Raw genomic sequence first — 25,148 nt, 5'->3', positions numbered from 1 at the left:
GGCGGTCAGGCGTCCGCGGCCTCGGCCTCCTTGGGGGCCTCGCCCCGGACCGAGCGCAGCAGCAGCTGGGAGACGTCCACGACCTCCAGCGTCTCCTTGGCCTCGCCCTGCGACTTCTTCTCGTTGATCGCGTCGCCGAGCATGACCTGGCAGAACGGGCAGGCGGTGGAGACGGTGTCGGGGTTGGTGGTCAGCGCCTCGTCCACCCGCTCGGTGTTGATGCGCTTGCCGATCCGCTCCTCCATCCACATGCGGGCGCCACCGGCGCCGCAGCAGAAGCCCCGCTCCTTGTGGCGGTGCATCTCCTGGGTCTTGACCCCGGGCACCTGCGCCATGATGTCGCGCGGCGGCGTGTACACCTTGTTGTGGCGGCCCAGGAAGCAGGGGTCGTGGTAGGTGATGTTCTCGTCCACGGAGTTGACCGGGGTGAGCTGCCCCTCCTCCACCAGCTTGGCCAGCAGCTGGCTGTGGTGGACGACCTCGTAGGTACCGCCGAGCTGCGGGTACTCGTTGGCGAGGGTGTTGAAGCAGTGCGGGCAGCTGGCCACGATCTTGGTGACACCGGCCTCGTTGAGCGTCTCCACGTTCTGCTGCGCGAGCATCTGGAAGACGTACTCCATGCCCAGGCGGCGGGCGGGGTCGCCGGTGCAGGCCTCCATGCCGCCCAGGACGGCGAACTTGACGCCCGCGATGTCCAGGAGTTCGGCGATGGCCTTGGTGGTCTTCTTCGCCCGGTCCTCCAGTGCTCCGGCGCAGCCGACCCAGAACAGGTACTCGGTGCCCTCGGGCAGCGTGTCCTCGACGACCTGGACCTCGACCGGGTTCTCCTGGGAGGCCAGCTCGGCGATCCAGTCCATGCGCCGGTCCTCGGCCATGCCCCAGGGGTTGCCCTTGTTCTCCAGGTTCTTGAGGAGCGTGTTGGCCTCGGACGGGAAGTTGGACTCCACCATCACCTGGTAGCGGCGCATGTCGAGGATGTGGTCGATGTGCTCGATGTCGACCGGGCACTGCTCGACGCAGGCACCGCAGTTGGTGCAGGCCCACAGCTCGTCGGGGTGGATGACGCCACCCTCCTCCTCGGTGCCGACCAGCGGCTTGTTGAGGAGGGCGAGGACGTCCACGCCCGCGTGGCTCTCGTCGGGCTTCTCGGCGAGGGTCTCCTCGGTGATGCCCTGGAGGAGGTACGGGGCCTTCTCGTAGGCGTGCCGCTGGAGGTCGAGGATGACCTTCTTGGGCGAGAGAGGCTTGCCGGTGTTCCACGCGGGGCACTGCGACTGGCAGCGGCCGCACTCGGTGCAGCTGGTGAAGTCGAGGAGGCCCTTCCAGGTGAAGTCCTCGATCTTGCCCGCCCCGAACGGGTCCTCGTCCGGGTCGGCCTCCTCGAAGTCGAGGGGCTTGGTGCCGGACTTGTCCATCATCTGCTTGGCCGCGCCGAGGGTCGGGGTGCCGTCGGCGTTGCGCTTGAAGTAGATGTTGACCGGGGCGATGAAGCGGTGCCAGCCCACGCCCATGGTGAGCTTGAGGGCCAGCACGACGAAGAACGCGTAGCTGATGATCAGCTTGAACGCGGCGACCAGGGCGATCGCCGGGTCGGCGACCGCCAGGTCACCGGGCAGGATCGCGCCGACGGCGTGGGAGATCGGGGTGGCCCAGACCGGGAAGGGGAAGGTGTCGGAGGCGACCTTGAACCCGCGGATCACGAAGATCGCGAAGAGCAGACCGATGATGTACGCCTCGACGTAGTAGCCGGTCCACTGCTTGGAGTTCATGAAGCGGGACTCGCGGCCGATCCGCGCGGGGCGGTTGACGAACCGGTAGGCGGTCAGGCCCAGGATGCCGACGAGGCTGGTCCCGGCGATGAACTCGATCGCCAGGCCGTAGATCGTCCAGTCGGCGATGACCGGCAGCGAGAAGTGCGGGTCGAAGACCTCGCCCTGCGCTTCCACGACCGTGAAGGCGAGCAGCGGGAACGAGACCATCACGAACCAGTGCGCGACACCGATCCAGGGCCGCTTGAGCATGCGCCCGTGCCCGAGGATCTCGATGACCGCCATGGTGAGCCGTTGTCCGAACGGCCCCTTGCGCTCCGGCTCCACCGCACGGCCCACACCCACGGTTCGCACGATCTGGCGGATGGCCAGACCGAACAAGGTGAACGCGACCACGGCGAAGACCGAGGTGATGATGCCCAGCGTCAAGTACAGAGGATGCATCGCCGGAGGCCTCCCATCCTGCTTCTCTTCGGCCGGTGCGCCACACACCGGCGGTCTGAACTTATGTTACTAGCGGGTAATCGCGCGGCCGCCACCGGATCACCCCACCACCGAACGGGGTTCCGACGGGAACCCCGCCACAGCGGCGTGCGGAGCGGGCTGCGGGCCCCGGCCTCCGCACGCGCACCGACGCCGGCGGGCGTCAGCGCTACAGAACCACGCGGGTACACCCGGGTTGACTCCGGACACACCGCACGTCCCCCTATATGTAGCGGACCGCGGCCACCGGGGGACGCCCCGGGGCATCGGTGGGACCACCAGAGATCAACCCCGATCCCAGGTTGGGGCACCGGGGAGACGGGGGCAACCGGAAGCCGGGGGCTGTGGAAAACCGGCGCGGGCACCCCGGGGGACCCCTGGAGAACCCCGGCCTCCCCTGGTTTCCGGGTCAAGGAAGTCCCCGAGTTGTCCCGGGGTTCGCCCATTTCCCTCGTGAAGAGTGCCCAGGTCGGGAACGTCCCGACCTGGTCGGCCGTTGTCAGGGCGTAGGAAGTAACTTGAGTCTGGTCGACTCAACTGACTTGACAGCTTCCACTCGACGAAGCAAACTTACGTCTGAACGACTCAACTTTGACGGAGGAAGCAACTATGGCTCGTGCGGTCGGAATCGACCTCGGTACGACGAACTCGTGTGTCGCGGTCCTGGAGGGCGGCGAGCCGACGGTCATCGCCAACGCCGAGGGTTCCCGCACCACCCCGTCCGTTGTCGCCTTCGCGAAGAACGGTGAGGTTCTCGTCGGTGAGGTGGCCAAGCGCCAGGCCGTCACCAACGTCGACCGCACCATCCGCTCGGTGAAGCGCCACATCGGCACGGACTGGACGGTGAAGATCGACGACAAGACCTTCAACCCCCAGCAGATCAGCGCCTTCGTGCTCCAAAAACTCAAGCGCGACGCCGAGGCCTACCTGGGCGAGGACGTGGCCGACGCGGTCATCACCGTCCCCGCCTACTTCAGCGACTCCCAGCGCCAGGCCACCAAGGAGGCCGGCACGATCGCGGGCCTCAACGTCCTGCGCATCATCAACGAGCCGACCTCGGCCGCCCTCGCCTACCACCTGGAGAAGGAGGAGGAGGCGACCATCCTGGTGTACGACCTCGGCGGCGGCACCTTCGACGTCTCCCTCCTGGAGGTCGGTGACGGCGTCGTGGAGGTCAAGGCGACCAACGGCGACAACCACCTCGGCGGCGACGACTGGGACCAGGCGATCGTCAACTGGCTGGTCGAGCGCTTCAAGAACTCCAACGGCGTGGACCTGTCCAAGGACAAGATGGCCCTGCAGCGCCTGCGCGAGGCCGCGGAGAAGGCCAAGATCGAGCTCTCCAGCTCCAGCGAGTCGGGCATCAACCTGCCCTACATCACGGCCTCGGCCGAGGGCCCGCTGCACCTGGACGAGAAGCTCTCCCGCGCCGAGTTCCAGCGCCTGACCTCCGACCTGGTCGAGCGGACCAAGACCCCGTTCCAGCAGGTCATCAAGGACGCCGGAATCAGCGTCGACCAGATCGACCACGTGGTCCTGGTCGGTGGCTCGACGCGTATGCCCGCCATCGCCGGCCTGGTCAAGGAGATGACCGGCGGCAAGGAGCCCAACAAGGGCGTCAACCCGGACGAGGTCGTGGCCATCGGCGCCGCGCTCCAGGCCGGTGTGCTCAAGGGCGAGGTCAAGGACGTCCTGCTGCTGGACGTCACCCCGCTGTCGCTGGGCATCGAGACCAAGGGCGGCGTGTTCACCAAGCTCATCGAGCGCAACACGACCATCCCGACCAAGCGCTCCGAGATCTTCACGACGGCCGACGACAACCAGCCGTCCGTGCAGATCCAGGTGTACCAGGGCGAGCGCGACATCGCCCAGTACAACAAGAAGCTGGGCGTCTTCGACCTGACCGGTCTGCCCCCGGCCCCGCGCGGCGTCCCGCAGATCGAGGTCGCCTTCGACATCGACGCCAACGGCATCGTCAGCGTCACCGCGAAGGACCTGGGCACCGGCCGCGAGCAGTCCGTCACCATCTCCGGCGGCTCCGCGATGTCCAAGGACGACATCGACAAGATGGTCCGCGACGCCGAGCAGTACGCGGAGGAGGACCGCAAGCGCCGCGAGGAGGCCGAGGTCCGCAACAACGCCGAGTCCCTCGTCTACCAGACCGAGAAGGTCATCAAGGACAACGAGGACAAGATCCCGGCGGACGTGCGGTCCGAGACCGAGGCCGCGGTGGCCGAGCTCAAGACCGCCCTTGAGGGCACCGACGTCGAGGCCATCCGCTCGGCGAGCGAGAAGGTCGCGCTGGCCAGCCAGAAGATCGGTTCCGCGATCTACAGCCAGGGCCAGCAGGGCGGCGCCGACGGTGAGGCCGGCCCGTCCGCCTCGGAGACCGCCGACGACACCGACGTCGTGGACGCCGAGATCGTCGACGAGGACAACGGCAAGGGCAACCAGCAGTCCTGAGTCCCAGGTCGAGCCGAGGAAGGAGGGCGCGTCGGACATGGAGCCGTCGGACAAGAACAACCCCGGCACCGGTGACGGTGACGAGAAGCAGGGGCCGGTGATCCGCGACAACCGCCGGATCGACCCCGAGACCGGTGAGGTCCGGGAGCCCAAGGGGGCCACCGCCTCCGGGGAGGCCGCCGGCGGGCCGGACGACTCCGATGAGGACGTCGTCGAGGCCGAGCTGGAGGACTTCCCCGAGATTCCGGACACACCGGAATCCGTGGTCACGGACGCGATCAACGCGGACGAGCGGGTCATCGAGCTGACCAACGACATCAAGCGCGTGCAGGCGGAGTACGCCAACTACCGCAAGCGCGTCGAGCGCGACCGCGTGGCGGTCCGCGAGATGGCCACCGCCCAGGTCCTCGGCGAACTCCTGCCGATCCTGGACGACATCGGCCGCGCTCGGGGCCACGACGAGCTCAACGGCGGGTTCAAGGCGGTGGGTGAGGCCCTGGAGGCCTCCGTCACCAAGCTGGGCCTGGAGCGCTTCGCGGACCAGGGCGACGAGTTCGACCCGACCATCCACGAGGCACTCACCCTGGTGCCGGTCCCCAACATCTCCGTACAGTCGGTGATCGAGGTCTTCCAGCCGGGGTACCGCATCGGTGAGAGGATCCTCCGTCCGGCCCGCGTGGTCGTCGGGGACCCGGTGGACGGCGGCGGCGAGGCTCCGGCCGAGTCCGCCGAGAACAACGGGGCCCCCGGAACGGACGAGGCCGACGCCGCGGCCGAGCCCGGTCGCGAGGAGAACGGCAAGTAGCGGGCACGCCCGTGACGCTCCGGCCGTGACCTCCGCGCGAGCGGCGGCCACGGCCGGAGGCGGACCCCGGCCCGTGGCGGGCCGGGGTCACGTGGAACCATCGGACGCAACCGGCACCAGCGGGGAGAAGGCACCAGTCGATGAGCACCAAGGACTACCTGGAGAAGGACTACTACAAGGTCCTGGGAGTCTCAAAGACCGCCTCGAAGGACGAGATCAAGCAGTCCTACCGCAAGCTGGCCCGGGAGAGCCACCCCGACGCGAACACCGACGACCCCAAGGCCGAGGACCGCTTCAAGGAGGTCTCCGAGGCGTACAACGTCCTGTCGGACGACAAGCGCCGCAAGGAGTACGACGAGGCGCGTTCCCTGTTCGGCGGGTCGTACCGCCCGGGTGGCGGCACCGGGCCCGGTGGGTTCGACATGGGCGACCTGTTCGGCCAGGGCTCCCCCGGGAGCGGTGGCGGCGCGGGCGGTGAGCGCCTGAGCGACATCTTCGGCGGCCTGTTCGGCAACCGCGGCCGGGGCGGCGGGGGTACCCGCAGCCGGCGCGGCGCCGACGTCGAGACCGAGACGAACCTGAGCTTCCGCGAGGCCGCCGACGGGGTCACACGGTCCTTCCAGCTGACCAGCGAGGAGCCGTGCCCCACCTGCAAGGGCACGGGCGCCAAACTCGGTACTGCCCCGCGGATGTGCCCGAAGTGTTCCGGCACCGGGCACGAGAACACCAACCTGGGCGGCTTCTCGCTGTCCGAGCCGTGCAGCGAGTGCAAGGGCCGCGGCCTGGTCGTGGACGACCCCTGCGCCACCTGCAACGGCAGTGGGCGCGGCAAGAGCACCCGCACCATCCAGACCCGCATCCCGGGCGGGGTGTCCGACGGACAGCGAATCAGGATCAAGGGCAAGGGCGCGCCGGGTGAGAACGGCGGTCCGGCGGGCGACCTCTACGTCGTCGTCCACGTGAAGGAGCACCCGGTGTTCGGCAGGAGCGGCGACAACGTGACGATCACCGTGCCGGTGAGCTTTCCCGAGGCGGTGCTCGGCGCGGACGTCCGCATCCCAACGCTCAACGGCTTTCCGGTGACCGTGAAGATTCCGCCGGGTACACAGAACGGCCACAAGCTGCGGGTGCGCGGCAAGGGCGCGACCCGCAAGGACGGCACCGCCGGCGACATGGTCGTCACGGTCGAGGTCGCGGTGCCCAAGACGCTCAGCGGTGACGCGCGAGAGGCCCTGGAGAAGTTCCGCGCGGCGACGTCCGACTACGACCCGCGTGACGGGCTTGAGGCGCGGGCGAAGGGTGCGTGAACAACGTGAACGGCTCCTTCGGCGCTGACGCCCCGGTCTACGTGATCTCGGTGGCCGCCGAACTCGCGGGGATGCACCCGCAGACCCTGAGGCAGTACGACCGGCTGGGGATCGTCTCCCCCGGTCGGGCGTCGGGCCGGGGGCGCCGCTACTCGATGCGCGACGTGCAGACGCTGCGCGAGGTGCAGCGGCTGTCCCAGGAGGAGGGCATCAACCTCGCCGGGATCAAGCGGATCCTGGAGTTGCAGCGCGAGGTCGAGCAGCTGCGCGAGCAGATCTTTCACGTGGCGAACGAGCTGGAGGCGGCCCGGCGGGCGGTGTCCAGGCGGGGCAGGCCCGAGACGGGGCCCGCGGTCCGCGGCGAACTGGTGCGCCGTACCCGTGTGACCATCTTCAACACGGCTGAGCCCTTCGGCAGCGCGGGAAGCGACGAGGAGCCCCGGGACACCGGGCCGAACGCTCCCGGTCAGCAGGGGAAGCCCGGCCAGGGCGGACCCGGCCCGGGGATTCCCGGGCAGGGCGGGGGCCAGGACGGCCCGCAGCGCGGAACCGGGTCCGGCGGTCCGGAGAGGGGCCGTCCGAAGAGGGGCCGTCCGGAGGACGGGCGGGGCTGACGGGCCTCCACTCCGGTGTCACGGGCAACGGTCGGCCATCGAACATCACACTGTGTGACATGATTTTTTCGAGGAGTCACCGCACATGAACTACAAGCTCACCCAGAAGAGCCAGGAGGCTCTGTCGGTGGCCATCCGCCGCGCCACCACGGACGGCAGCCCGCAGACGGAGCCCACGCACCTGCTGGCGGCCCTCCTGGACCAGCCCGAGGGGATCACCCGGCCGCTGCTCAAGGAGGTCGGCGCCAGCCCCGACTCCCTCAAGGACAAGGTCGAGGCGGCCGTCGGCGCCCTCCCCAAGGCCGCGGGTTCCACGGTCAGCTCGCCCAGCTCGTCGCGGCAGTTGATCGTCTCCATCAACACGGCGGCGCAGCGCGCCCAGCAGATGGAGGACGAGTACGTCTCCACCGAGCACCTGCTGGTGGGTCTGGCCACCGACGGCGGCGAGGCCGCCCGTCTGCTCACCGAGACGGGGGCGACACCCGACGCCCTCCTGGAGGCGTTCGAGCGGGTGCGCGGAACGGGGAAGATCACCACCGAGAACCCCGAGGACACCTACAAGGCGCTGGAGAAGTTCGGCGTCGACCTCACCGAGCGCGCCCGCGAGGGCAAGGTCGACCCGGTCATCGGCCGCGACGGGGAGATCCGCCGGGTCATCCAGGTGCTCAGCCGCCGGACCAAGAACAACCCCGTGCTCATCGGTGAGCCCGGCGTGGGCAAGACCGCCGTCGTCGAGGGGCTCGCCCAGCGCATCGTGGCCGGTGACGTGCCGCAGTCCCTGGTCGGCAAGCGCCTGGTCAGCCTGGACCTGTCCGCGATGGTGGCGGGCGCCAAGTACCGGGGCGAGTTCGAGGAGCGGCTCAAGTCGGTGCTCTCCGAGATCAAGGCGTCCGAGGGCCAGGTCATCACCTTCATCGACGAGCTGCACACCATGGTCGGCGCGGGCGCCGCCGAGGGCGCCATGGACGCGGGCAACATGCTCAAGCCCATGCTGGCACGCGGCGAGCTGCGCATGGTCGGCGCGACCACCCTGGACGAGTACCGGGAGAAGATCGAGAAGGACCCCGCCCTCGAACGGCGGTTCCAGCAGGTCATGGTGGGGGAGCCTTCGGCGGGCGACACGATCGCGATCCTGCGCGGGCTCAAGGGCCGCTACGAGGCACACCACAAGGTCCAGATCGCCGACGCGGCGCTGGTGGCCGCGGCGACCCTGTCCGACCGCTACATCACCGCCCGGTTCCTGCCCGACAAGGCCATCGACCTCATCGACGAGGCCGCGTCGCGGCTGCGCATGGAGATCGACTCCAGCCCGGTGGAGATCGACGAGCTCAAGCGCACCGTCGACCGCCTCAAGATGGAGGAGATGGCGCTGGAGAAGGAGTCCGACCCGGCCAGCGTCCAGCGGCTGGAGCGGCTCCGCGCCGACCTGGCCGACACCCAGGAGCAGCTCACCGGCCTCGTGGCCCGGTGGGAGCAGGAGAAGGCCGGTCTGAACCGGGTCGGCGAGCTCAAGGGCCAGCTGGACGACCTGCGCACCCGGGCGGAGCTGGCGCAGCGCGAGGGCGACTTCGGAGAGGCGTCCCGGCTCATGTACGGGGACATCCCCGAACTGGAGAAGCAGGTCGAGGAGGCGTCCAAGGCCGAGGAGAGCGCCGCCCCCCAAGACGGCGACAGCATGGTCAAGGACGAGGTCGGGGCCGACGAGGTCGCCGACGTGGTGTCCGCGTGGACCGGTATCCCGGTGGGGCGGCTGATGGAGGGCGAGACCTCCAAGCTGCTGCGCATGGAGGACGAACTGGGTTCGCGGATCATCGGCCAGAGGGACGCCGTCGTGGCGGTGTCGGACGCGGTGCGCCGGGCGCGGGCGGGGATCTCCGACCCGGACCGGCCGACGGGTTCGTTCCTGTTCCTCGGCCCGACCGGTGTCGGAAAGACCGAGTTGGCCAAGGCGCTGGCGGAGTTCCTGTTCGACGACGAGCGCGCGATCGTGCGCATCGACATGAGCGAGTACTCCGAGAAGCACTCCGTGTCCCGCCTGGTCGGGGCGCCCCCCGGGTACGTGGGGTACGAGGAGGGCGGCCAGCTGACCGAGGCGGTGCGCCGGCGCCCGTACACGGTGGTGCTGCTGGACGAGGTGGAGAAGGGGCACCCGGAGGTGTTCGACACCCTGCTCCAGGTGCTGGACGACGGCCGCCTGACCGACGGGCAGGGACGCCAGGTCGACTTCCGCAACACCATCCTGATCCTCACCTCCAACCTGGGATCGCCGTTCCTGGTGGACCAGTCGTTGGAGGAGTCGGTGCGCCGGGACCGCGTCATGGACGTGGTGCGGGCGACGTTCAAGCCGGAGTTCCTGAACCGGTTGGACGACGTGATCATGTTCGACGCCCTGTCCACGGCGGAGCTGACACAGATCGTGGACCTCCAGGTGGACAAGCTGGCCGGCCGCCTGGCCGACCGGCGGCTCGGCCTGGACGTCACCCCGGGCGCCCGGGAGTGGCTCGCCCTGACGGGCTTCGACCCGAACTACGGCGCGCGTCCGCTGCGCCGTCTGGTGCAGTCCACCATCGGCGACCCGCTGGCGCGGGAGCTGTTGTCGGGCTCGCTGTCCGAGGGGGACACGGCGGTCGTGGACGTGGAAGACGTGTCGGACAAGCTGCGGGTGACCGTGCGCAAGGCCGACGTGCCCGTCTCCTAGGGGCACCGGCGGGGGTGATCGCCCCGTCCCCGGACGGGGGCGGGGCGGATGGGGCGAGAGGCCGGAACCGGGCCCGTGCCCGAGCAGCCCAGTCACACGGTGACGATCCGTACCGCGCTGTCGAGGCCGACGAAATCGTCGGCGTTGCGCGTGTACAGGGGAAGCCCCTGCACCGAGGCGACTGCGGCGATCATCAGGTCCAAGCGGCGCGGCTTGGGGCTACGGTTCGCCGCAAGGGTGAGGGCGACCAGGGTTCCGTATCGGACTGCCGCCTCACCGTCGAACGGGAGGGGAAGGAAGTCCACCGCTGCGGACTGCAGCTTCTCCGCGCGCTGGGCTCTGCTCACCGGATCCTTCGCCATCGCCACGCCCTGGTGGAGTTCGGCCACCGTGACGGAGGTGATGTCGGGGAACCTGGGGAGCAGGTCGGGATCGAGCTTGCCGAGGTCGACGAAGACGCACGTGTCGAGCACCCCGTTCTCAGGCCGCTCAACCACGCTCGTCGTCCCCGACGCGGTCCCCGCCACCGAACAGGTCATCGGCTTCCTCACGCATCCGCGTGTAGTCCACATGGGGGAGCCTGCGGTGACGCTCCACCAGTTCCTCCGCGCTGAGTCGGCGGCGGCGTGCGATCGGACTGACCTCGGCCACCTCGACCCCGTTGCGAGTGACGTGGAACGTCTCCCCGGCTTCGACCTGGTCCATGACGGAAGCCGCGTTGTTGCGGAACTCGCGCTGAGTGATGGTCTTCATCACCTCATCGTAGCTCGCCGTGTCTCACCGTGCTACACGCTTGTTCCGGAAGGCACAGAACAGCTTCGTGCGCGGTCTCGCCTCCTTCGGGGCCGTCCGCGCACGGCGCACGCGGGCCGCGGATCACCCGGCGGCGAGGACCCGTGCCTCCACCTCGGGGTCCAGCCCCACCGTCGGGCGGTCCGGCCGCTGGGGGGCCGCACCGCCCACGGACAGCAGCCACTCCCAGGTGTCGGCGACGGTCTCCGCCACCGGGCGGCAGCTCAGTCCGGCCGCGAGCGCCCTGGCGACGCCGGCACCGTGCATGGACTCGTGCATCTCGCCCGGCGGCAACCAGACCGGCAGGTCCGTCCACGGCCGGATGCCCGCGTCCACGACGGTCCCGGGGTCGGTCCACCGGAACTCGGCGTCGGAGCCCGTGGCTGCGGCGCAGGCGTCCAGAAGCCCCTCCATCGTCGTGTGCCCCGCGGGGCTCACCAGGTTGTGGGGGCCGCCCAGCCCCTTTCCGACCGCGTCCAGGGTCCAGGCGGCGAGGTCGCGCGCGTCCACGTACTGCAGCGGCAGGTCGCGGGGGCCGGGCGCCAGGACCGGGCCGCCCCGGGCGATCCGGTTCAGCCACCAGGGCAGTCGGCCGATGTTCTCGTACGGGCCGAGGATGAGGCCCGCCCGCACGGACAGAGCCCGGTCGCCGAAGACCCGCTCGGCGGCCAGTTCGCCGCCCCGTTTGTCGTTCGCGTACTCGGTGGCGCCGGCGTCCGGAGCCCCCTCCACCACCGGCCAGTCCTCGTCGGAGCCCGGCGGGGAGGGGTAGGTGTAGACGGAGCAGCTGGAGACGTAGGCGTAGTGGCCGACACGGTCGGCGAGCAGGTTCGCGGTGGCGGCCACCGCGCTGGGGGCCGCGGACCAGGTGTCGACGACGGCGTCCCACTCGCCCGTCCCCAGCTCGGCGAGCCCGTTCCCGGCCAGTCGGTCGCCGTGCAGCACGGTCGCGCCCTCCGGGGCGGGCCGGGTCCCCCGGTGGAACACGGTGGTGTCCCACCCGCGCCCCAGCGCGTCCTCCACCACGGCTCGTCCCACGAACTCGGTACCGCCCAGCACGAGAAGTCTCATGGCCGGGAGTCTGCCGGTTCCGGAACCGACCCGCCAGGGCTGCCTGCTCAGGGCAGAACCGTGCGCGGACCTGACACGGGGGCGTTTCCCGCCCGGCTCCGTGTCAGGAAGGCTCCGACCTCGTCGCCGACATCACCGGCCGACAACCGGCGCGGATCGTTCCGGCGGGAACGCTCCGAGGCCCCGGACCGGAACCCTCAGCCCCCGGCGCAGCCGCGGACGCGCTCCAGGAGCAACGAGCGCTCGCGCTCGTTGAGGGTGAGGTCCGCGGCGCGCCCGAACTCCTCGCGCGCCTCCCCGGGGCGGTCCAGGCGCAGCAGCAGGTCACCGCGCACGGCGGGCAGCAGGTGGTACCCGTCCAGGACCCCGGCGTCGCGCAGGGAGTCCACGATGTCCAGGGCCGGCCCCGGCCCGTCGGCCATCGAGACCGCCACGGCCCGGTTCAGCTCCACCACCGGCGATCCGGTGACCCCGACCAGGGCCAGGTACAGTCCGGCGATGCCCGCCCAGTCGGTGTCCTCCACGTCCGCGGCCTGGGTGTGCTTGGCCGCGATGGCCGCCTGGAGCGCGTAGGGGCCGCGCGGCTCGGACGGGTCCGGCGACAGCGCGTGCCGCAGCGCCCGCAACCCCCGAGTCACGAGCCTGCGGTCCCAGCGGGTGCGGTCCTGGTCCGCCAGCGGGACGGGCTCGCCGCCCGGGCCGACCCTGGCCCGAAACCGGGACGCGTGCAGCTCCATCAGCGCGACCAGTCCGTGCACCTCGCGTTCCCGGGGCAGCAGCGCGGCGAGCACCCTTCCCAGGCGCATGGCCTCCTCGCACAGCTCGGGGCGTATCCAGTCGCCCCCGGAGGTGGCGGTGTAGCCCTCGTTGAACACCAGGTAGACGACCTCCAGGACGGAGGTGAGGCGGGCGTCGCGGTCCTCGCCGACCGGCACCTCGAAGGGCACCCGCCTGTCGGCGAGCGTGCGCTTGGCGCGCACGACGCGTTGGGCGACGGTGGACTCCGACACCAAAAACGCGCGGGCGATCTCCTCCGTGGTGAGCCCGCCGAGCAGGCGGAGGGTGAGCGCGACGCGCGCCTCGGTGGAGAGCACCGGGTGGCAGCACACGAACATCAGCTTGAGGAGGTCGTCGCCGTAGTCCTCCTCCAGGACGGCGGCGAACTCGGCCTGCCCGTCGTGTTCGGCGATGTCGCGGCCCAGGTCGGCCATCCGCTTCTGGAAGCGCTCGTCGCGGCGCCAGCGGTCGAGCATGCGCCGTTTGGCGACGGTGGTCAGCCAGGCGCCGGGGTTGTCGGGCACCCCCTCGCCGGGCCACTTCTCCAGGGCGCTCACCAGGGCGTCCTGGGCGAACTCCTCGGCGAGGCCGATGTCGCCGACCATCCGGGTGAGCGCGGCGACGAGGCGGGCCGACTCGATGCGCCAGACCGCCTCGACCGCGCGGGTTGCGTCGGTGTGGCTCACGGAACAATGACAGCACCGTCAGCCACACCACCGCAAGCCGGGACGGGCCGGCCGTTCAGGCCTCGTGCTCGTTGTGGGCGCGCAGCTCGCGCTCGCGCTCCTTGAGCTCCTCGGGCATCTCGTCGCCGAAGTCGTCGGTGTCCATGATGCGGCGCAGCACCAGGCTCATCTCGGTGGTGTCGCCCTCCGCCGGGTGCGGGCAGCGCCTGGCCCACTCCACGGCCTCCTCGGGCGAGGACACCTGGATGATCCAGTAACCGGCGATGAACTCCTTGGCCTCGGCGAAGGGGCCGTCCGTGACGGTCGAGCGCCCGTTGGAGAAGGTGACCCGGGTCGCCTCCGCGGAGGGGGCCAGGCCGTCACCGGCGAGCAGGACCCCGGCCTTGACCAGCTCCTCGTTGTAGGCGGCCATCGCCTCGAAGATCTCCGGCGTCATCTCGGTGTTCGCCTCGGCCTGCGGGTCGGACATGATCGACATCATGTAGCGCATGGTGTTCGCCTTCCGTGTGAAGGGGGAGCCTCTCTCCCCCGCTCTCGTCTACACGTCGAACGGAACGGCGCAGGATCGACACGACGGCCGAACTTTCTTCGGAACTTTTCCGGGGAGCCCCGACCGGACCGCCGACCCGGCGTGCGGGCGATCGGGCCGTGCACGGGAGCACCCCCACGCCCGTACGTGGCCACAACCGGTCATCCCGGTGGCCGCCTCGGGCCCGACCTGGGCCGTTCGGTAGAGTTCCGGCACGGTCGCGCCGGGCGGCGGTCGCGGAGCGAGGGGGCGGTTCGGATGGGCTTGTTCTTGGACACCGCCTTCGGCTTTCCGACGGTGCTGTTCACCCCGCTGCTGATCGTGGCCGCCCTCTACTGGCTGTTCGTCGTGATCGGCGCCGCCGACCTGGACCTCCTCGACGGCGTGGACGCCGACGGCGACGCCATGGGCCTCAGCGCCGTCATGGGCAGGGTCGGGCTGGGAGGGACCGCGCCGAAGGCGTCCGTTGAGGGCGGTGGCCCGTCCCGCGCGCAGCGCCCCACGGGCGGTGGCGGGCGACGGGCGGGCGTCCCGGTCACGGTCACGCTCACCATGCTCGTCTGCGTCGCCTGGTTCGTGAGCATGATGGGAGGCATCATGAGCAACCTCCTGAACACCACCTCCACCCCCCTGCTGCTGGCGCTCGGCGCCGTGGTCCTGCTGATCGCGCTCGTCGCCGCGTGGGCGGTCACCAGCGGGCTGGTGATGTCGGTACAGCGGTTCATCCCCCAACGCACCAGCGGGTCCAAGCACGAGCTGGTCGGACGCACCTGCGTGATCCGCATCGGTGAGGCCGACGAGTCCTTCGGCCAGGCCGAGATCACCACCGCGGGCGGCGCGTCGATCTCCATCCCGGTGCGCACCACCGGCGGCGAGGTCCTGCCCCTGGGCAGCACCGCCCTGATCTTCGACCACAGCTCGGAGAACGACGTCTTCCTCGTCACCCACTTCGACGCTGCGCTGGACCCCGGCCAGTCCTGAGTCGGCCGGCCCTGGACCCCGGCCCGCGCGCCGTCGGGGCCGGGCCGTGTCAGCGGGTCGGCCGGGACGGGGCGAAGCGGTCGGGCCCGACCCGCCTGGGACGAAGCGGAACCGTTTCGGGTGGGCCCGCGTCCCACCATGACGAGCGCACTTCTCCGGGGCGGCCACCCGCAGCCGCCACGCCCCCGAAGCCCCCGCTTCCCCCGTACGCCACTCGCGGAAAGAGACCCCCACGTGTTGCTGAGTGCTACCACGAACGGCCAGGAGGCGGCGGACGCGGCCTTCCTCACCGTCGGTGTCGCCGTGGCCGTCGGCCTCGTCGTCCTCCTCGCCCTGCTGCTGATGGTCACGCGCCTCTTCCGCAAGGTCGAGCAGGGCAAGGCCCTGATCATCTCCAAGGTGCGCGACGTCCACGTCACCTTCACCGGCGCGATCGTCCTCCCGGTCCTGCACAAGGCCGAGATCATGGACATCTCCCTCAAGACGCTGACCCTCGACCGGCGCGGGCGGGAGGGGCTCACCTGCAAGGACAACATCCGCGCGGACATCAAGGTGTACTTCTACGTCCGGGTCAACGAGACCGCCGAGGACGTCAAGAAGGTCGCCAAGTCGATCGGCACCGCACGCGCCAGTGACCAGGACACGCTCCAGGAGCTGTTCAACTCCAAGTTCTCCGAGGCGCTCAAGACCGTCGGCAAGCAGTTCGACTTCGAGGAGCTGTTCACCCACCGCGAGCAGTTCCGCCACGCGATCGTCTCCCTGATCGGCACCGACCTCAACGGCTACAGCCTGGAGGACGTCGCCATCGACGAGCTGGAGCAGACGCCGCTGCACCAGCACGACAGCAACAACATCCTCGACGCGCAGGGCATCTCCAAGATCACGGAGCGCACCGCCAAGGAGCACAAGCGCACCAACGAGTTCGAGAACGACCGCAAGAAGGAACTCGACCGGCAGAACACCGAGACCGCCGAGACCCTCGCCGAGCTGGAGAAGCGCCGCGAGGAGGCCACCGCCAAGGCCAAGCGCGAGATCGAGATCATCCGTGCCCGTGAGGAGGCCGAGACCGCCCGCGTGCAGGCCGAGGAGCGTCTGAAGGCCGAGACGGCGAACATCCGCACCTACGAGGCGCTGGGCGTCCAGACCCAGAACCAGCAGCGTGAGATCGCGGTCGCCGAGAAGAACCGCGAGCGCGTCATCGCCATCGAGAGCGAGCGCATCGAGAAGGACCGCATGCTGGAGGTCATCGGGCGCGAGCGCGAGACCGAGCTGAGCCGCATCTCCAAGGACAAGGAGGTCGAGGCCGAGCGCCGCGAGGTCGCCGAGGTCGTCCGCGAGCGGATCGCCGTGGACCGCACCGTGGCCGAGCAGGAGGAGGCCATCAAGCGCCTGCGCGCCGTCGAGGAGGCGGAGCGCCAGCGCCAGGCCGTCATCATCCACGCCGAGGCCGAGGCCCAGGAGAACCTGGTCAAGGACATCAAGGCCGCCGAGGCCGCGGAGGCCGCGTCCAAGCACCGCGCCGCCGAGGAGCTCACCCTCGCCGAGGCCCGCCAGCAGGCCGCCGAGCTGGACACCCGCGCCAAGATCCGCCTGGCCGAGGGCACCCAGGCCGAGGCCGCCGCCGCGGGCCTGGCCGAGGTGCAGGTCCGCCACCAGGACGCCGAGGCCATCGAGAAGGTCGGCCGCGCCGAGGCCGTCGTCGCCCGCGAGAAGGCGCAGGCCGAGGCCGAGGCCATCGAGCAGAAGCTGCGCGCCGAGGCCGCCGGCCTCACCGACAAGGCCGAGGCGATGGCCGCCCTGGACCAGGTCAGCCGCGAGCACGAGGAGTACCGCCTGCGCCTGGAGGCCGAGAAGGAGGTGCGCCTGGCGGGGATCAACGTCCAGCGCGAGGTCGCCGAGGCCCAGGCCACCGTCCTGGCCACCGGCCTGGAGAACGCCGACATCAACATCGTCGGCGGTGACGGGGCGTTCTTCGACCGCATGGTCGGGGCCATCGGCCTGGGCAGGTCGGTCGACGGGTTCGTCAACAACTCCAGCACCGTCCAGGCCCTGGGCTCGGGTTGGTTGAACGGCGAGGGCGACTTCGGCGGGGACATCCGCAAGGTGCTGGCGTCGGTCGACACCGCGGACGTCAAGAACCTCACCGTGTCCGCCCTGCTGCTCAAGCTGATCGGCTCCGGGGGTCCGCAGGTCGACAAGCTCAACGGCCTGCTCGGCACCGCCCGCTCCCTCGGGGTGGACCAGCTTCCCGCCTCCGCTCTCGCCAACTCCAAGCAGTGAGGTAGTCCTCCGTGACCGAGGCCCAGTCCCAGGAGAACTCAGGCACCGGGCCGGACGCCGCTGACGCGCAGTCGCTGGACGCGGGCACCTACGAGGTGCTCCGCGCCCGGCTGCGCGAGCAGTCCGGTGAGCTGGCCCGGCGGACCGAGGAGCTCAACGCCCGCCGTCTGGAGGTGTTCGGCGGCACCGAGATGACACTGCTCGGCACCGAGCGCATCCGCACCGAGCACAACTGCGTGCCCCGGGACATCGTCAGCGTGGGCAGCTCCGTCGGCTCGGGTGCCGAGGGCATGATCCTGTTCGGCTACAACGTCTTCATCGGCATGCAGCGGGAGACGCACGTCGCCGACGTGTTCTCGCTGCACCGGTACGAGCACGGCGGCGACGGGTTCACGTTCGCCGCCGCCGGGGACGCCGTGCCCGGGTTGATCTCCGACGAGGCGTTCCAGCAGGACTTCGCGAAGCTCTACCGCTACTACCGCGACGCCCATCTGCTCCAGCTGCGACGGATCGAGGACCGGCTGCTGGCCGTGTTCCAGACCGGTCCGCGCACCGAGGACGTGCGCGTGCTGCGGTGGTCGGTGCAGCCGACCGGTGAGATCGCCTACCTCGACGACCGGGGCGAACGCGACCACGTGTTCCCGCCGTCGCACGACTTCACGTGGGTGGAGACCACCCGCGAGGACCACGTGCAGGGTCGCCACCCCCACATCTCGATCCTCGACGAGCTGTTCGTGGAGACCGTGGGCGGCGACCTCACCATCAAGGTCGAGAACAACACCGAGGTCGGCGAGGGCGTCTACAGCGAGCCGGTCGACGAACCGCTCCAGAGCCTGGCCGACGCCTCGGTGTCGTACGCCAGGGCGGGCGCGCTGATCCTTCTGCGCGTCCTGCCGTACAACGAGACCGAGTGGCGGCACCTGGTCTTCAACACGCGCACCAAGGAGGTCGAGCGCCTCGACGGTGTCGGCCAGTCGTGCCAGCGGCTGCCCGACGACCAGGGGCTGATCTTCCCCGGCGGCTACTACCTGGCCACCGGCGTGGCGCGGACGTTCGACACCGACGTCACCGACCTGGAGTTCGAGCGCGTGGTGCGCTCTCCCAACGGCGAGGACGTGCTGTACGTCTTCCACTCGCGCGCGGACGGCCGCAGCCTGCTGCTGTCGTACAACACGATCCGCAAGGAGGTCGCCAACCCCCTCGTCTGCCACGGGTACTCGCTGTTCGACGACGGCACCATGACGGTGTTCCGCAGCGACTCGGGTGAGCCGACCCGTGTACACCCGATGCAGGTGTGGCAGACCCCGTACGTGTCCGACGTGTACGCGGCGGCCCAGCCGGTGGGGACCGGCCCCCTGGAGCGGATCGGCAACGCCGAGCTGGTGAGGGGCGTGTCCGAGGCCCTGTCGGTGGCGCGGATGACCACCGACATGCGGCCCTCGACGGAGGTGTTCGAGGCGCTCATCGCCGCGTGCCGCCGGGCGTTCGACCAGTTCCACTGGCTGGGTGAGGAGGAGCTGGGCGACCTGGCGTCGCCGCTGTCGGAGGTGCGGACCACCGCCGGGCGGGTGCTGGAGGAGTTCGAGACGGTCCAGGCGCTCACCCGGCAGGCCGCCGAGTCCCTGGCGGAGGCCGAGGACAGGGCCGCCTCGCTCATCCGCACGGCCCGGGGCGAGGCCCCCAGGTCGGCGGAGGGGTGGGTGGCGCGGCTGACCGAGCTGCGCCGCGCCCAGGGGCAGGCCGCCACACTGCGCGAGACGCGCTACGTGGACACCGACGGCCTGGACGCGCTGGACGGCAGGCTCGGCGAGGAGATCACGGCGGTCGGCCGCAGGACGGTGGCGTTCCTGGAGCAGGACGACGCGTTCGCCGGGTACCACTCCGAGGTGGACCGGCTCGTGGCGGACGCCGAGACCATCGACGCGGTCAGCGCGGCCACGTCCGTCGGTGAGCGCATCGCCGAGCAGACCGAGGGCCTCCAGGTCGTCACCGAGGTCGTCGGCTCGCTGGACATCGGCGACGCCAAGGTGCGCACGCGCATCCTGGAGCGGGTGAGCGAGGTGCTGGCCGGGGTCAACCGGGCGCGCGCCACGCTGCAGACCCGGCGCAAGGAGCTGCTGGCCCTGGAGGGGCGGGCGGAGTTCGCTGCCGAGTTCGCCCTGTTGGGGCAGGCCATCACGGGTGCGCTGGCGGCGGCCGACTCCCCGGAGCGGTGCGACGAGCAGCTGGGGCGGATCATGCTCCAGCTGGAGAACCTGGAGTCGCGGTTCGCGGAGTTCGACGACTTCCTCGGGGAGCTCTCGGACAAGCGCGAGGACGTGTACGAGGCGTTCTCCACCCGCAAGCAGGCGCTGGTGGACGAGCGGTCGCGGCGGGCCGACCGGCTGGCGTCGTCGGCCGCCCGCGTGTTGGAGGGGGTGCACCGGCGGGTCGCGACACTGACGACCCTGGAGGAGATCAACACCTACTTCGCGTCGGACGCCATGGTGGCGCGGTTGCGCCGCACCTCCGAGGAGATGCGCGCGCTCGGCGACACCGTGCGCGCGGAGGAGCTGGACGGCCGGATCACGGCCGCCCGGCAGGAGGCGGGCCGGGCCCTCCAGGACCGCACCGACCTGTTCGAGGGGGGCGCGGGCGGGGAGACGATCCGGCTGGGCAGGCACCGCTTCGCGGTGAACACCCAGCCGATCGACCTGACGCTCACCCCCCACGGCGGTGAGATGTCGGTGGCGATCACCGGCACGGACTTTCGGGCGCCGGTCACCGACGAGGCGTTCGGCCGGACCCGGCACCTGTGGGACCGGCTGCTGGTCTCCGAGAGCCCGGACGTGTACCGGGCCGAGTTCCTGGCGGCGTCGATCCTCGCCGCCGCCGAGGAGGGCGCGGACGGGCTGTCGCTGGAGCGGCTGCGCGAGGCGGCGCTGACCCCGGACGGTCCCGGCCTGTCAGGAGTGGTGCGCGAGGCCGCCGAGGCCCGGTACGACGAGGGGTACGAGCGCGGCGTGCACGACCACGACGCCGCGAAGGTGCTGTCCGCCCTGCTGCGGCTCCGCACGGGCGCCGGCCTGCTCCGGTACCCGGGCGGGACGCGGGCTGCGGCGCAGCTGTTCTGGGCGTTCGGTGCGGGGAAGGAGCAGCGGTCGGCGTGGGAGGTCCGGGCCGCGTCGCTGGCCCGCGCCCGTGCGGTGTTCGGGGCACGACGGTCGGCGGCGATCGACGGGTTGCGCACGGAGCTGGCGGCGGCCGTGGACGCCTTCCTGACCGACAGCGGGCTGCACCAGGACGCCGACCTGGAACTGGCGGGCGAGTACCTGTTCGAGGAGCTCGCGGCGGACTCCCCCACCGAGCGCGGGTTCGTGACCGGTGCGGGCGCGCGGACACTGCTGGACCGGTTCCACCGGGCTCTGGGCAGCACCCAGGAGACCACGCGCGCGGCGTTCGGTGAGGACCTGCGCAAGCTCGACGGGAACCTGGCGGCCCAGCACCAGCTGGTGTCGGCGTGGTTGGAGGCGTTCGCGGCCACCCTGGACGGGGTGGACCCGGGCGACCTGCCGGAGGCGGCGGCGATCGAGATGACCGGGGCCGCCGCGGACCGGTACGAGTCGTCGGCCGCCGTGGCGGAGACGGTCGGCGGGATGCTGGGGTCCCACCCGCGCGTGCGCGACCGGTCCCTGGAGGTGCGGTTGGACGAGATCCTGCCGCGCACACGCCGGTTCCGGTTGGAGGAGGTGCCCGCGTACCGGGACTTCCAGCGGCGCCGCAACGCGCTGGTGGCCGCGGAGCGGGAGCGCCTGCGCCTGGAGGAGTACCGCCCGAAGGTGATGAGCGGGTTCGTCCGCAACCGCCTGCTGGACGAGTCGTACCTGCCGCTCATCGGCGACAACCTGGCCAAGCAGCTGGGCGCCGCCGGTGACGACAAGCGCACCGACCAGAGCGGCCTGCTGCTGCTCATCTCCCCGCCCGGTTACGGCAAGACCACGCTGATGGAGTACGTGGCGAGCCGCCTGGGTCTGGTGTTCGTGAAGGTGAACGGCCCCGCCCTGGGGCACGCGGTGACGTCCCTCGATCCCGCGGAGGCGCCGGACGCCACGTCGCGGCAGGAGGTCGAGAAGATCTCGTTCGCCCTGGAGATGGGCGCCAACACCATGCTCTACCTGGACGACGTCCAGCACACGAACCCGGAGCTGCTCCAGAAGTTCATCTCGCTGTGCGACGGCCAGAGGCGTATGGAGGGTGTGTGGAACGGGAGGACCCGGACCTACGACCTGCGCGGGAAGCGGTTCGCGGTCTGTATGGCCGGCAACCCGTACACCGAGCAGGGCAAGCGGTTCAGGATCCCGGACATGCTGGCCAACCGCGCCGACGTGTACAACCTGGGCGACGTGCTGTCGGGCAAGGAGGAGACGTTCTCGCTGAGCTACATCGAGAACGCGCTCACCTCCAACCCGACCCTGGCCCCGCTGTCCACCCGTGAGAGGGAGGACGTGTACCGGTTCGTGCGGATGGCGCAGGGCGACGACTCGGTGGGCACGGACCAGCTCTCGCACCCGTACTCGGCGGTCGAGGTGGACCGGATCGTGTCGGTGCTGCGCAAGCTGCTGCGGGTGCAGGAGGTGGTGATGGCCAACAACCGGGCCTACATCGCGTCGGCGGCGCAGTCGGAGGACGCGCGCACCGAACCGCCGTTCCAGTTGCAGGGGTCGTACCGCAACATGAACCGGCTGGCGGAGAAGATCGTGCCGGTCATGAACGACGCGGAGGTGGAGGCCGTCATCGACGACCACTACCTGGGCGAGGCGCAGACTCTCACGTCGGGTGCGGAGGCCAACCTCCTCAAGCTGGCGGAGCTGCGCGGGGTGATGACGCCCGAGCAGAAGGCCCGGTGGGCGCAGGTCAAGGAGGGGTTCCGTCGGGGCCGTGCACTGGGCGGGGCGGACGACGACCCGCTGACCAGGGCGATCGGAGCGATGGGGCTGCTGGCCGACCGGGTCGGCGAGATCGGCACCGCCATCGACCGGACCCGCGAGGGGTAGGTAGGTGGCCCGTGCGCGCCGGCGGCAAGAGCCCGGCGCGGACGGGCCACAGCGGCGGTCGGCTCCGGGTCAGCCCCGGGTCGGCCGCTGTCGCGGGGATTGCGGGGCGACGGCGGGGAATGTAGGTTTTTCCGCTTTCGCCCTGAAGCGCGAAGGGTACCGCCGTCCCCGCGGGAACCCGGCCCCGGAAACCCGGTCCCGCGCCCGGAAGGCGGCCCGTTTCCTGCCGAGGCCCAGGGCGGTGACTGGTGGACACGGCCCGACAGCGGCCGGTCCCCCGTGCCCCGTACTCCCCGCCCCACCGGGGCGCCGGGGCGCGCGGGTCAGATCCGGACGGTGTCCCGGGAGGGGTCGGTGAGCATCTTCGGGTCCCGGTCGCGCAGGAGGGCCACGAGAGGGGCGGCGGTCCCGGCCTCCTGGACGGCGGCCCCCTCCTCGGACTTCAAGCCGACGAGCTGGAAGAAGAGGACGATCCCGTTCGGGGTGTCCATGGCGCGGACCTCGACGTCCGGGACGATGACAAGGGACGTCATGTCGCCGTTGGCGGGCTCGCCGCCGAGGGGTGCCGGGGTGACGATCCAGTGACCGACGTCCAGGTCGCTGCCGGAGAGGAACCGGGCGGCCAGGGCGTGCAGGACCCGGAGAACCCAGGCGGGCACGGCCTCGTCGCCGTCCTCGCGGGGGACTCTGCAGGTGAACTCGAAGCCCGCCCCGGACACCCGGGCCTCCTCGCTGGTCTTCTCCCCCAGCTCGGTCAGGCCGAAGCCGACCAGGAGCCAGTGGCCGTCCAGCGGGTAGGCGAGCACCCCGTCGAGCCCGGCGTTCGGCTCCCCGTCCGCCGCGAACTGGACGGTCAGCGGCTGTACGTCGGGGTACCGCTCCGCCCACTCCTCGTAGATCCGGACGAGTCCGGGCAGCATCTCCAGCATCGCGTCGTCGCTCTCCAGGTCGGTGGTCGCGGTGACCGTCGTCGGTGGCTCTCATGGAGGCCGGGGCCGGCGGCGGCTCGGCCACGCCCGCCGCCGGTGATCGTCCAGGTCCGAGGATACGAGCGCCCGGCATGCGGTCCGGACGCCGCCGCCGAGACGTGGGCACGGGGGCGTTTCCCCGGGAGACTCCGGCGGCTCACCGGCCGACGTCCGGGCCGGGGCACGGGCACAGGCCTACGCTGGCCGGGTGACCGATCTGCCGCAGAGCTGTGACGTCGTCGTGGGGGCAGGGGTGGCCAGTCTTGTCGCCGCCGCCGACCTCGCGGCGTCGGGACTCGACGTGACCGTCGTGGAAGCCGAGGAGACCGTGGGAGGGCGCGTCCGCAGCACCGTCCGGGACGGCTACGTGCTCGACCGCGGCTTCCAGGTGCTCAACACCGCCTACCCGGCCGTCCGCCGCCGACTGGACCTCGACGCGCTGCGCCTGCGGTCCTTCCGCAAGGGGATGGCCGTGCGCACCGACCGGAACCTGGTTCGGCTGGAGGCGTCGTTCGGGGGCGCCCTCTCCTCTCTCTCCCTGCTGTCGGGAACGCTGGTGCGCCCCTCCGACCTGGTCCGTCTGCTGCGGGCCGCGGCCGCGGACGCGCTCCTGCCCGCCTCCCGCCTCAAGGAGCGCCCCGAGACGGACACCCTCACGGCCCTGCGGCGGCTCGGCCTCGGCAGGAGGGCCGTGAACACGCTCGTCCGGCCCTTCCTGACCGGCGTCTTCCTCGACCCCGGCCTGGGCACCTCCAGCCGTGTCAACGACCTGGTGTGGCGCAGCTTCGCCCTGGGGAGGCTGACCGTCCCCGAGGCGGGCGTCCAGGCCGTCTCCGACCAGTTGGCGGCGCAGGCCGCGGGTGCGCGCGTCGTGCTCGGGGTCCCCGTACGGGAGGTGGCCCCCGGCGTGGTGCGTACGGAGTCCGGGACCGTCCGGGCGCGCGCCGTCGTGGTCGCCGTCGGCCCCGGAGCCGTGGCCCGTCTGCTGCCGGGCCTGGCCGCACCCGTACTCAACCCCGCCACCACCTACTACCACTCCCGTCCGGCCTCGCCCGGCGACGACCCGCTCCTGCACGTCGACGGGCGCTCGAAGCGGGGAGGGATCGGGCTCGCCGGCGTCATGGTGCTCACGGCCACCGCGCCGTCCTACGCTCCGCCCGGGCGGGCACTGGTCGCGTCGTCGGTCGTCGGCGCGGAACGCCCCTCTCCCGAGCGGGTGAGCGCCGAGGCGGCCCGCCTCCTCGGCATCCGCGACACGGACTGGGAGCACCTGGACACGGTGCACGTCCCGGACGCCCTGCCCGCCGCACCGCCGCCGCTGGGCGACCTGCGCAAGCCGTCGGCGGTGGGCGGGGGCCTCTACGTCGCCGGGGACCACCGGGACACGCCCTCGCTCCAGGGTGCCCTCGTGAGCGGTGAACGGGCCGCGGCAGCGGTCCTGGCCGACCTGGTCGGGGCCGAACGGTCCGCCGAGAGAGAGTGAGGGACACGACATGCCCGGATCAGAGCCGGAACGGCCGCTGGTCGTCCACGTCGGCCGCAAAGAGCTGGTCGTCCGACGCCGGTACGAGGCACTGAGCATCGCGAACGACACGCTCATCGCGCTGTGGTTCATCGCGGGCAGCATCATGTTCTTCTCGTCCGCCTGGATGACCACGGGGACGTGGTGCTTCCTGCTCGGCAGCGTCGAACTGCTGATCCGCCCGGTCATCCGGCTCACCCGGCTGATCCACGTGCGGAGCATCCGCGCGTCGGGCGGCCACTCGACCGAGCCGCCGGACTCCTCCGCGGACTTCTGACCGCCCCGGCGCACGCCCCCGGCGCCGTGGCCACCGCCGGCGGGCCGTTCCCGGAGCCCGCGGTCGTACCGGACGATCCTGGTGAACGACCTG

Annotated in this window: 17 protein-coding genes; 10 read left to right on the top strand and 7 right to left on the bottom strand. The window is 71.1% G+C overall.

What is annotated here, in order from left to right; translation table 11 throughout:
- Positions 1–5: 5 nt before the first annotated feature.
- Positions 6–2,213: a (Fe-S)-binding protein gene (locus ACFWTE_RS04550; protein WP_378777940.1), complete on the bottom strand. Its 2,208-nt coding sequence runs from the start codon at positions 2,211–2,213 to the stop codon at positions 6–8.
- Between the two features lie 648 nt (positions 2,214–2,861).
- On the opposite strand from ACFWTE_RS04550, the gene dnaK reads away from it, so the two are divergent.
- The 5 genes from dnaK (at position 2,862) to clpB (ending at position 10,139) form a co-directional block, all read left to right on the top strand.
- On the top strand, positions 2,862–4,715 hold the full coding sequence (gene dnaK, locus ACFWTE_RS04545) for a molecular chaperone DnaK (protein ID WP_378777939.1): 1,854 nt from the start codon (positions 2,862–2,864) through the stop codon (positions 4,713–4,715).
- A 37-nt stretch (positions 4,716–4,752) separates the two neighbouring features.
- A complete protein-coding gene (gene grpE, locus ACFWTE_RS04540; protein WP_378777937.1) occupies positions 4,753–5,520 on the top strand; it encodes a nucleotide exchange factor GrpE in 768 nt (255 codons plus the stop codon).
- A gap of 140 nt (positions 5,521–5,660) precedes the next feature.
- Positions 5,661–6,827 carry a molecular chaperone DnaJ gene (gene dnaJ / locus ACFWTE_RS04535; RefSeq protein ID WP_378777936.1) on the top strand — a complete coding sequence of 389 codons (1,167 nt, stop codon included), beginning with the start codon at positions 5,661–5,663 and terminating at the stop codon, positions 6,825–6,827.
- Positions 6,824–7,441: a heat shock protein transcriptional repressor HspR gene (locus tag ACFWTE_RS04530; RefSeq protein ID WP_378777935.1), complete on the top strand. Its 618-nt coding sequence runs from the start codon at positions 6,824–6,826 to the stop codon at positions 7,439–7,441. Before dnaJ ends, ACFWTE_RS04530 begins: the two co-directional genes overlap by 4 nt.
- An 85-nt stretch (positions 7,442–7,526) precedes the next feature.
- A complete protein-coding gene (clpB, locus tag ACFWTE_RS04525; protein ID WP_378777934.1) occupies positions 7,527–10,139 on the top strand; it encodes an ATP-dependent chaperone ClpB in 2,613 nt (870 codons plus the stop codon).
- Between the two features lie 92 nt (positions 10,140–10,231).
- On the opposite strand, the gene ACFWTE_RS04520 is transcribed toward clpB, so the two are convergent.
- The 5 genes from ACFWTE_RS04520 to ACFWTE_RS04500 all read right to left on the bottom strand — a co-directional run bounded on the left by ACFWTE_RS04520 (position 10,232) and on the right by ACFWTE_RS04500 (position 13,955).
- Positions 10,232–10,636, bottom strand: a complete 405-nt coding sequence (locus ACFWTE_RS04520) for a type II toxin-antitoxin system VapC family toxin (RefSeq protein ID WP_378777933.1) — start codon at positions 10,634–10,636, stop codon at positions 10,232–10,234.
- A complete protein-coding gene (locus ACFWTE_RS04515; RefSeq protein ID WP_378777932.1) occupies positions 10,629–10,892 on the bottom strand; it encodes a type II toxin-antitoxin system Phd/YefM family antitoxin in 264 nt (87 codons plus the stop codon). The genes ACFWTE_RS04520 and ACFWTE_RS04515 overlap by 8 nt, the downstream gene beginning before the upstream one ends.
- A 123-nt stretch (positions 10,893–11,015) precedes the next feature.
- Positions 11,016–12,002, bottom strand: coding sequence for an NAD-dependent epimerase/dehydratase family protein (locus tag ACFWTE_RS04510; protein WP_378777931.1), 987 nt, complete (start codon positions 12,000–12,002; stop codon positions 11,016–11,018).
- Between the two features lie 197 nt (positions 12,003–12,199).
- The gene (locus ACFWTE_RS04505; protein WP_378777930.1) at positions 12,200–13,465 is read right to left on the bottom strand and encodes an RNA polymerase sigma factor; all 1,266 of its coding nucleotides are present in this window, start codon (positions 13,463–13,465) and stop codon (positions 12,200–12,202) included.
- A gap of 55 nt (positions 13,466–13,520) precedes the next feature.
- A complete protein-coding gene (locus ACFWTE_RS04500) occupies positions 13,521–13,955 on the bottom strand; it encodes a YciI family protein (RefSeq protein ID WP_378777929.1) in 435 nt (144 codons plus the stop codon).
- Between the two features lie 297 nt (positions 13,956–14,252).
- Between ACFWTE_RS04500 and ACFWTE_RS04495 the strand changes: the two genes are divergently transcribed.
- The 3 genes from ACFWTE_RS04495 (at position 14,253) to ACFWTE_RS04485 (ending at position 22,288) form a co-directional block, all read left to right on the top strand.
- Positions 14,253–14,975: a DUF1449 domain-containing protein gene (locus ACFWTE_RS04495; protein WP_378777928.1), complete on the top strand. Its 723-nt coding sequence runs from the start codon at positions 14,253–14,255 to the stop codon at positions 14,973–14,975.
- A gap of 234 nt (positions 14,976–15,209) precedes the next feature.
- Entirely contained in the window at positions 15,210–17,255 is a 2,046-nt protein-coding gene (locus tag ACFWTE_RS04490; RefSeq protein WP_378777927.1) for an SPFH domain-containing protein, read from the top strand.
- Between the two features lie 11 nt (positions 17,256–17,266).
- A complete protein-coding gene (locus tag ACFWTE_RS04485; protein WP_378777926.1) occupies positions 17,267–22,288 on the top strand; it encodes a DNA repair ATPase in 5,022 nt (1,673 codons plus the stop codon).
- A 323-nt stretch (positions 22,289–22,611) separates the two neighbouring features.
- Here ACFWTE_RS04485 and ACFWTE_RS04480 read toward each other — a convergent pair whose 3' ends face one another.
- On the bottom strand, positions 22,612–23,217 hold the full coding sequence (locus ACFWTE_RS04480) for a suppressor of fused domain protein (RefSeq protein ID WP_378777925.1): 606 nt from the start codon (positions 23,215–23,217) through the stop codon (positions 22,612–22,614).
- A 247-nt stretch (positions 23,218–23,464) separates the two neighbouring features.
- Here ACFWTE_RS04480 and ACFWTE_RS04475 point away from each other — a divergent pair, with 247 nt between their 5' ends.
- A complete protein-coding gene (locus ACFWTE_RS04475) occupies positions 23,465–24,739 on the top strand; it encodes an FAD-dependent oxidoreductase (protein WP_378777924.1) in 1,275 nt (424 codons plus the stop codon).
- A 10-nt stretch (positions 24,740–24,749) separates the two neighbouring features.
- Complete coding sequence (locus tag ACFWTE_RS04470; RefSeq protein WP_378777923.1) at positions 24,750–25,055, top strand: YrhK family protein; 306 nt, start codon at positions 24,750–24,752, stop codon at positions 25,053–25,055.
- Positions 25,056–25,148 lie beyond the last annotated feature (93 nt).

Source organism: Nocardiopsis sp. NPDC058631 (assembly GCF_042716955.1).
GTDB lineage: Bacteria > Actinomycetota > Actinomycetes > Streptosporangiales > Streptosporangiaceae > Nocardiopsis.
The sequence above is the reverse complement of the archived record's forward strand: the minus strand, read 5'-3'. Positions and strand labels throughout refer to the sequence as shown.

Excerpts from the sequence above, each read along its gene's own strand:
- ACFWTE_RS04515 (WP_378777932.1), bottom strand. The coding sequence starts at position 10,892 with ATGAAGACCATCACTCAGCGCGAGTTCCGCAACAACGCGGCTTCCGTC.
- ACFWTE_RS04550 (WP_378777940.1), bottom strand. The coding sequence starts at position 2,213 with ATGCATCCTCTGTACTTGACGCTGGGCATCATCACCTCGGTCTTCGCC.
- ACFWTE_RS04500 (WP_378777929.1), bottom strand. The coding sequence starts at position 13,955 with ATGCGCTACATGATGTCGATCATGTCCGACCCGCAGGCCGAGGCGAAC.
- ACFWTE_RS04510 (WP_378777931.1), bottom strand. The coding sequence starts at position 12,002 with ATGAGACTTCTCGTGCTGGGCGGTACCGAGTTCGTGGGACGAGCCGTG.
- ACFWTE_RS04480 (WP_378777925.1), bottom strand. The coding sequence starts at position 23,217 with ATGCTGGAGATGCTGCCCGGACTCGTCCGGATCTACGAGGAGTGGGCG.
- ACFWTE_RS04470 (WP_378777923.1), top strand. The coding sequence starts at position 24,750 with ATGCCCGGATCAGAGCCGGAACGGCCGCTGGTCGTCCACGTCGGCCGC.
- grpE (WP_378777937.1), top strand. The coding sequence starts at position 4,753 with ATGGAGCCGTCGGACAAGAACAACCCCGGCACCGGTGACGGTGACGAG.
- clpB (WP_378777934.1), top strand. The coding sequence starts at position 7,527 with ATGAACTACAAGCTCACCCAGAAGAGCCAGGAGGCTCTGTCGGTGGCC.
- dnaK (WP_378777939.1), top strand. The coding sequence starts at position 2,862 with ATGGCTCGTGCGGTCGGAATCGACCTCGGTACGACGAACTCGTGTGTC.
- dnaJ (WP_378777936.1), top strand. The coding sequence starts at position 5,661 with ATGAGCACCAAGGACTACCTGGAGAAGGACTACTACAAGGTCCTGGGA.
- ACFWTE_RS04495 (WP_378777928.1), top strand. The coding sequence starts at position 14,253 with ATGGGCTTGTTCTTGGACACCGCCTTCGGCTTTCCGACGGTGCTGTTC.